We start from the raw sequence: 6,909 nt of genomic DNA, 5'->3' as shown, positions 1-6,909 counted from the left end.
ACGGGCAAACCGCTTCTAATCATCGCTGAAGATATCGAGGGCGAGGCGCTTGCGACGCTAGTGGTAAACAAGCTTCGCGGCGTGCTAAATATCTCCGCAGTTAAAGCTCCGGGCTTTGGCGATCGCAGAAAAGCGATGCTTGAGGATATTGCAATATTAACCGGCGGCGAAGTAATAAGCGAAGAGTTAGGCAGAACGCTAGAAAGCGCGACTCTAAGCGACCTAGGTCAAGCTTCAAGCGTCATCATCGACAAAGATAACACGACTATCGTAAACGGCGCAGGCGAGAAATCGGCAATCGACGCTAGAATCATCCAGATAAAAGCTCAGATCGCAGAAACAACAAGTGACTACGACAAAGAAAAACTACAAGAGCGCCTAGCTAAGCTAAGCGGCGGCGTAGCGGTCATCAAAGTGGGCGCTGCTACCGAGACTGAGATGAAAGAGAAAAAAGACCGCGTGGACGACGCTCTAAGCGCGACTAAAGCGGCCGTAGAAGAGGGTATAGTAATCGGCGGCGGCGCTGCGTTTATCAAAGCAAGCGCAAAAGTGGATCTAAAACTAAGCGGCGACGAAGCTATAGGTGCCGATATCGTAAGACGCGCGCTAACCGCTCCGCTTCGCCAGATCGCTGAAAACGCGGGCTTTGACGCGGGCGTAGTGGCAAACTCCGTAAGCGTAAGCAAAGACGATAACTACGGCTTTAACGCAGCTACTGGCGAGTACGTAGATATGTTTAAAGCCGGTATCATCGATCCGGTCAAGGTTGAGCGCGTGGCTCTACAAAACGCGGTCAGCGTGGCGAGCCTGCTCCTAACCACGGAAGCTACTATAAGCGAGCTAAAAGAGGATAAACCGATGCCTGCGATGCCTGATATGAGCGGAATGGGCGGCATGGGCGGAATGATGTAATACGCCTTTATCTGCGGAGAGCTTTGGCTTTCCGCAGGTTTTTCTTTAAATTTCCTTGCAAATTGTACAAGGAAAATCCACAAAACTATCCTTTCTAATAATTAAAAAATATCCTTGAATTCTATAGTGATTAAAATTTACAAACTTTGATATGTGAGCTTAAATTTGGCGGTTCATTTATTGTATTTTTCGGATCAAATTTGCTTTAATAATAAGCAAGCGTAAAATTTTAGTCGTATTTAAAATATCGAAACGATAGGTTGTGCTGGTGGTAAATTTACCTAATGCTTTAAATTTTAAAATGTATAGAATGAAAAAGTCGGAATTTCTTCCGACTTTGGGTTTTATAGCTTTCCGCCTTCAACGACGAGAGATTCTGGATTTACGCTATCGCCGTAGATCGGTTTTAGCGTAGCGTCGTAGTCTTTGTGGAAGAAATTTTCCTTGCCTAGCTCAATGATCTCGTTATTTAGCCACTCAAGTAGAGCTTTGTTGCCTTTTTTGACAGCAGGCGCGATGACGTCCACATCGCCTAGGGCTTCGATACCGACGGTAAAGCCTGGATTTTCTTTAGCCCACGCAAAAAGCAGCGCGTTATCGTGCGCTAGCGCCACGCCTCTTTTATCTACTAAAGCGGCGAAGGTTTCGGTGTTTTGGTCGTATTTTATAAGCTCGATGTCAGGGTGATTTTTCGTGAAATACGCATCCGCGGTCGTGCCTTTATTGACGATTAGTTTTTTGCCTTTTAGCTCGTCCACGCTTTTTATGACGGCGCCGTCCGGGCTAACTACGCCTAGCGACACTTTCATATACGGAAGCGCGAAATCAACGACTCTAGCACGCTCAGGGGTTTTGGTGAAATTTGCCAAGGTGATATCGACTTTGTCGGCTACTAGCACTTCTACGCGGCCTGCCGCTTCTACGAGCTCAAATTTAACCTTGCTCTCGTCGCCTAGCAGATCCTTTGCGATGCGTTTGGCGAAGTATATGTCGTAGCCTTGGTTTTTGCCCTCTTTATCGACGTAGCCAAACGGCGGTTTGTCGCTAAAGACGCCCACGCGCACGTATCCGCGCTCTTTGATTTTGGCCAAAGCGTCCGCTTCGGCAGCCTGCAAATTAGCCTGACCCGTTAGAAAGACGGCGGCGAATGTTGCCAAAAATGAAAACAGAAGTTTTCTCATTCTTTCTCCTTTAAAATAAAGTGCGCAAAATATACAAAAGCTTGGCTAAAATACGACTAAATTTGTACGTTTTCGGACGACGGGCGCAGAGAATAATCAAATTTTGTTTAAAAACGTAACGCTAAATTTAAAAGGCGGTGTAAATTTTACTCAATATAAATTTGCAAATTTAATTTTAAATTTAAGAAATATCCTGGCGGATCAAATTTGCGCGGGTTATTTTGAGTAAATTTGAGTTGTTTAAATGATAAAGACGCAAGATTTTAAAAGCTAAATTTGACGACAAAACCTTCAAATTTAGCCCCAAAACGTAAAATTTAAGCCGCTAAAACGAAAATAAATTTAAAAATTTCTTCGCGCGTTCGCTTTTTGGATGTGTGAAAAACGCCTCCGGTTCACTCTCCTCGACGATCTTGCCCTCATCCATAAATACTATACGATTTGCCACCGAGCGTGCAAAGCCCATCTCGTGCGTTACTATTAGCATCGTCATGCCGTCTTTTGCGAGGTTTATGACGACGTCTAGTACCTCGCGCACGATCTCTGGATCCAGCGAGGCCGTTATCTCGTCAAATAGCATGATCTCGGGCCTCATGCAAAGCGCGCGCACGATAGCGATGCGTTGCTTTTGCCCGCCGCTAAGCTCCTTTGGATAGGCGTATTTTTTATGTTTTAGGCCTACTTTTTCTAGCCACGCTTCGGCTTCTTTTTCGACCTCTTCGCGGCTTCTTTTTTGCGCTTTTACCGGTCCTAGCACGATGTTTTCGATGACGTTCATATGGTCAAACAGCTCGTAGTTTTGAAAAACCATGCCCACTTTTTGGCGGATTTTGATCCAGTCTTTGTAGTCTTTATCGATCTTTTCGCCGGCTATCTCTATCTGCCCGCCGTCAAAGGGCTCAAGGCCGTTTATGCAGCGCAGAGTCGTACTTTTACCACACCCTGACGGCCCTAGGATCACGACTACTTCGCCGTTTTTGACGCTAAGGTCGATACCTTTTAGCACTTGCAAGTCGCCGTAAGATTTGCTTAAATTTGAGAGTTTTAAAATTTCGCTCATTTGATTCCTTATGCCCATCTGTTTTCAAGTATCTTGGATAGTTTTGAGATAGGATAGCAGACGAGAAAATATAATAAAAATATAAAGCCGTATATCCAAAACGGCACGGTCGGGTTGGCGGTTAGGCTTGCGGCTTCGATCGTTTGCTGTCCGACTTTTAGCAGGTCTGGCACGCCGATGAGAGCGACGATCGGGGTGGTTTTGATGATACGGCTTAGCAGATTTACGCCCGCGGGCACTAGACGGCGCGTGGCTAGCGGGATCACGACGTAAAGATAAATTTGAGTCTTGCTAAGCGCTAGAGCCGCCGCACTCTCAAACTGATGCCGCGGTATCGAGACGATCGCGCCGCGCACGATATCCATCATCTCAAACACGCCCCACAAGCTAAATACGATGAGCGAGGCGTTAAATTTGGAAATATCTATCCCAAAAGCCTTGCTTGCGCCGTAGTAAAACAAAAATAGCCAGACGATTTGAGGCATTATGCGAACGATTTCGAGGCCAATTTTTAGCACAAAAAAGATAAATTTGTTTTTCGAGCTCATAGCCACGCCCAAAAACGTGCCTAAAACAAGAGAGATGGCGATCGAGATGGCTGAAATCTGTACGCTCATCCACAGCCCCTCGAAAATCAGCCGCTTTAAAACTAGCGGGTCGAATAAAATACTAACTCCGTCCAACTCTCATCCTTTTTTCTAACCAAAATAACACCAAAGATATTGGCAAAATGATAATCAAATAGCTAACTACGAGCATAAAAAGCGCCTCGTCGGTCATGTAGTAAAGCCCGATGATGTCCTTGGTCGCATAGACCAAGTCGGGCAGGGCGATGATGCTGATAACCGAGGTTTCTTTGATGAGAAAGATGACGTTAGCGGCGATCGAAGGTATCGAGACGCTAAAAGCCTGAGGCAAGATAACGTAGCGTAAAATCTGCCCCTGCGTGAGCGCGACGCTAAGCGCGGCCTCGATCTGCGTCTTTTTTACCGCCTCAAAGCCGAGGCGAAAACTCTCGGCCATGTAGCTGCCGCCTAGAAACGCAAGCCCCGCGACCGCGCAGATAAAGGCGCTCAAATTTAGCCCGAATTTACTAAGTCCGTAGTAGAGGAAAAAAAGCTGTATAAGCAGCGGCGTGTTTCTAGAAACCTCGATGTAGCCGTTTACGATTGGCGTTAGGAGCTTGATCTTGTAAAATTTAACCAGCGTGCAAAATATGCCGATAATAAGCGAGAGTAAAATGCCGTAAAGTGAGAGCTTGACTGTGAAAATGCCCGCTTTTACGAACATCGGCGTAAATTCTTTTATAAACTCAAAATCCATAAATTTTTTAGCTTCTTTTTGATAATTTCGCGAGATTGTAGCGAAAGCAAACTAAATTTAAAACTAATTTTGTATGATTTATTTTAAAATTTAAGCTTGCAAAAGGTATCATAACCTCTAAATTTTGATAGAAATTATTTAAATAAAGGACGAATTTGAGAGCGTTTGCAGAGTGGGAAAAACAAGAGCTGATATTTTTATCGCTTCCGCACGAAAACACCGACTGGAAGCCGTATCTGGACGAAATTTTGGGCGCCTACAAGAGGCTGGTTGCCGCGATCGCGCCGTTTCAAAAGGTCGTTTTGATCTGCCCTGAGGAGAGGATTTTTCGGGAGCGATTTGCTAAATTTGATAACGTAGAGTTCGTAAAAATCGATACCGATGATACGTGGATACGCGACTACGGTATGATCGACGTAGAGGACGGCGCTAAAATCGTCAGCTATGATTTTAAATTTAATGCTTGGGGCGGTAAATTTGAAAGCTCGAAAGATAATGCCGTAAATTTAGAGCTTGCTAAGCGTTTTAAAAGTGATTTGCGAAGTATCGATCTCGTGCTTGAAGGCGGCAGTATCGATTTTAACGGGTGCGGCACGCTACTAACGACCGAAAAGTGCCTACTAAACGACAACCGCAACTCCCATCTAAACAAAGATCAGATCGAAGCGCGGCTTAAGGAGCTTTTCGGCCTTCGGCGCGTGATATGGCTTAAAAACGGCTTTATAAAGGGCGACGACACCGATAGCCACGTCGATACTCTGGCGCGTTTTATCGCTGCTGATACCATCGCGTACGCCTCTTGCGACGATCCAAATGACGAGCATTTTAAGGAGCTAAATGCGATGAAAAAAGAGCTTGAAAACACGGGCTTTAAGCTCGTGCCGTTGCCGCTTCCCAAGGCTAAATTTTACGGCGGCAAGAGGCTTGGCTGCACGTATGCGAATTTTATCTTTATAAACGGCGCCGTCATTGTGCCGACGTACAATGATGACAACGATAAAATCGCGCTTGAGAGACTAGCGCAGAAGCTGCCTAACCATAAGATAATCGGCGTGGATTCGCTAGTTTTCGTGCGTCAAAACGGCTCGCTGCACTGCTCCTCACAGAATAGATTTTTAGGCGCAAGAAGCGAAAGCGAAATCTAAATGCAATTAAACAATGCCGACATAAAAAGGCAAAATGAAATTTTAGGTCGCAGAGCCGTGATAGTCGCGGGTGCGACGGCATTTGCGCTAGCTGCGGTTAAATTTGCCGCTGGTTTGATCGGCGGTTCGGTGGCGGTGCTTAGTTCGGCGATCGATTCGATGCTTGACCTGCTAGTTTCCGTGCTAAATTTCTTCGCCATCCGTAAATCCCAGGCCGCGCCCGATGCTAAATTTAACTTCGGCTACGCCAAGCTAGAAGCGCTTGCGGCGATGTTTGAGGGCGTTTTGATCGTGGGTGCCGGCGCGTTTATATTTTACGAGAGCGTGCGTAAGCTACAAACGGAGCAAGCGCCCGTAGATACGGCTTTTTCGCTCTATGCGATGGCGCTATCGGTCGCGGTTACGGGGCTACTGGTCGCCTACCTTTCCCGCGTCGCTCGCCGCACGAGAAATTTGATCGTTAGAGCCGACGCGCTGCACTATAAAAGCGACCTTTTTAGCAACCTAGCCGTTATCGCCTCGCTTATCTTGGTCGAATTTACGGGATTTGCCGCGATAGACGCCGTTTTTGGTATAGTAATTAGCGGCTACATCGCCGTTAGCGCGATAAATTTGATGAAAGAAAGCGTAGGCGTGCTGCTTGACCGAGCGCTAGATCCCGAGATAACGGCGCAAATCGAGGAGATAATCCGCTCGCGCCCTCAGATAGCAAGCTATCACGGCCTAGCTACCAGAAAGAGCGCAAACATCTGCTACGTCGCGGTTCATCTAGTCTTTAACCGCGAAATTTCGCTTTACGACGCGCACAAAATTTCAGACGAGATAGAAGCCGCTATCAGGGCTAAATACGGCGAGTTTGAATGGCAGATCACGACGCACCTTGATCCGTGCGACGATCAAAACGGCTCGTGCGAATGCTAAATCAAAGGAAAAATATGAAAATTTTATTCGTTTGCCACGGAAATATCTGTCGCTCGACTATGGCGCAGTCGGTTATGCAAAATTTGAGCGAAAATGCGGGTCTGGCAGAGCGCCTTAGTATCGACTCGCGCGCCACGCACGAGGACGAGATAGGCGAGCCGCCGTACTACGAAACCGTGCGGGTTTTGAAGCAAAACGGCGTGCCCGTGGCGCCTCACAAAGCCACCTTGATAACGCAAAAAGATTTTGATAGCAGCGATCTTATTTTGATAATGGACGATGAAAATTTAAGGACTTTGAGGCGCAAATTCGGCGCTGAGGCTAAATTTGACGAAAAAGTAAAATTCCTGCTTGAATTTAGCGAGGC

General features: G+C 46.5%; 8 protein-coding genes. 4 read left to right on the top strand and 4 right to left on the bottom strand.

Annotation, left to right across the window (positions count from 1 at the left end; all coding sequences use genetic code 11):
* The coding region (gene groEL / locus Q0314_RS04490; protein ID WP_298056976.1) for a chaperonin GroEL at positions 1-912 on the top strand (912 nt) is incomplete at its 5' end.
* 344 nt (positions 913-1,256) lie between these two features.
* On the opposite strand, the gene Q0314_RS04485 is transcribed toward groEL, so the two are convergent.
* The 4 genes from Q0314_RS04485 to Q0314_RS04470 form a co-directional block, all read right to left on the bottom strand.
* Positions 1,257-2,093: a cysteine ABC transporter substrate-binding protein gene (locus Q0314_RS04485; protein ID WP_298056974.1), complete on the bottom strand. Its 837-nt coding sequence runs from the start codon at positions 2,091-2,093 to the stop codon at positions 1,257-1,259.
* Positions 2,094-2,418: 325 nt separating this feature from the next.
* Positions 2,419-3,153: an amino acid ABC transporter ATP-binding protein gene (locus tag Q0314_RS04480; RefSeq protein WP_004318888.1), complete on the bottom strand. Its 735-nt coding sequence runs from the start codon at positions 3,151-3,153 to the stop codon at positions 2,419-2,421.
* An 8-nt stretch (positions 3,154-3,161) separates the two neighbouring features.
* Entirely contained in the window at positions 3,162-3,836 is a 675-nt protein-coding gene (locus tag Q0314_RS04475; protein WP_298056968.1) for an amino acid ABC transporter permease, read from the bottom strand.
* On the bottom strand, positions 3,823-4,476 hold the full coding sequence (locus Q0314_RS04470) for an amino acid ABC transporter permease (RefSeq protein ID WP_298056965.1): 654 nt from the start codon (positions 4,474-4,476) through the stop codon (positions 3,823-3,825). The genes Q0314_RS04475 and Q0314_RS04470 overlap by 14 nt, the downstream gene beginning before the upstream one ends.
* Before the next feature lie 155 nt (positions 4,477-4,631).
* Between Q0314_RS04470 and Q0314_RS04465 the strand changes: the two genes are divergently transcribed.
* The 3 genes from Q0314_RS04465 to Q0314_RS04455 form a co-directional block, all read left to right on the top strand.
* Entirely contained in the window at positions 4,632-5,621 is a 990-nt protein-coding gene (locus Q0314_RS04465) for an agmatine deiminase family protein (RefSeq protein WP_298056963.1), read from the top strand.
* On the top strand, positions 5,622-6,542 hold the full coding sequence (locus Q0314_RS04460) for a cation diffusion facilitator family transporter (RefSeq protein WP_298056960.1): 921 nt from the start codon (positions 5,622-5,624) through the stop codon (positions 6,540-6,542).
* A gap of 14 nt (positions 6,543-6,556) precedes the next feature.
* Positions 6,557-6,909: low molecular weight protein-tyrosine-phosphatase (locus Q0314_RS04455; RefSeq protein WP_298056958.1), on the top strand; the 353-nt coding region annotated here is incomplete at its 3' end.

Origin of the sequence: uncultured Campylobacter sp., from assembly GCF_938040115.1 — a bacterium.
GTDB lineage: Bacteria > Campylobacterota > Campylobacteria > Campylobacterales > Campylobacteraceae > Campylobacter_A.
The sequence above is the reverse complement of the archived record's forward strand: the minus strand, read 5'-3'. Positions and strand labels throughout refer to the sequence as shown.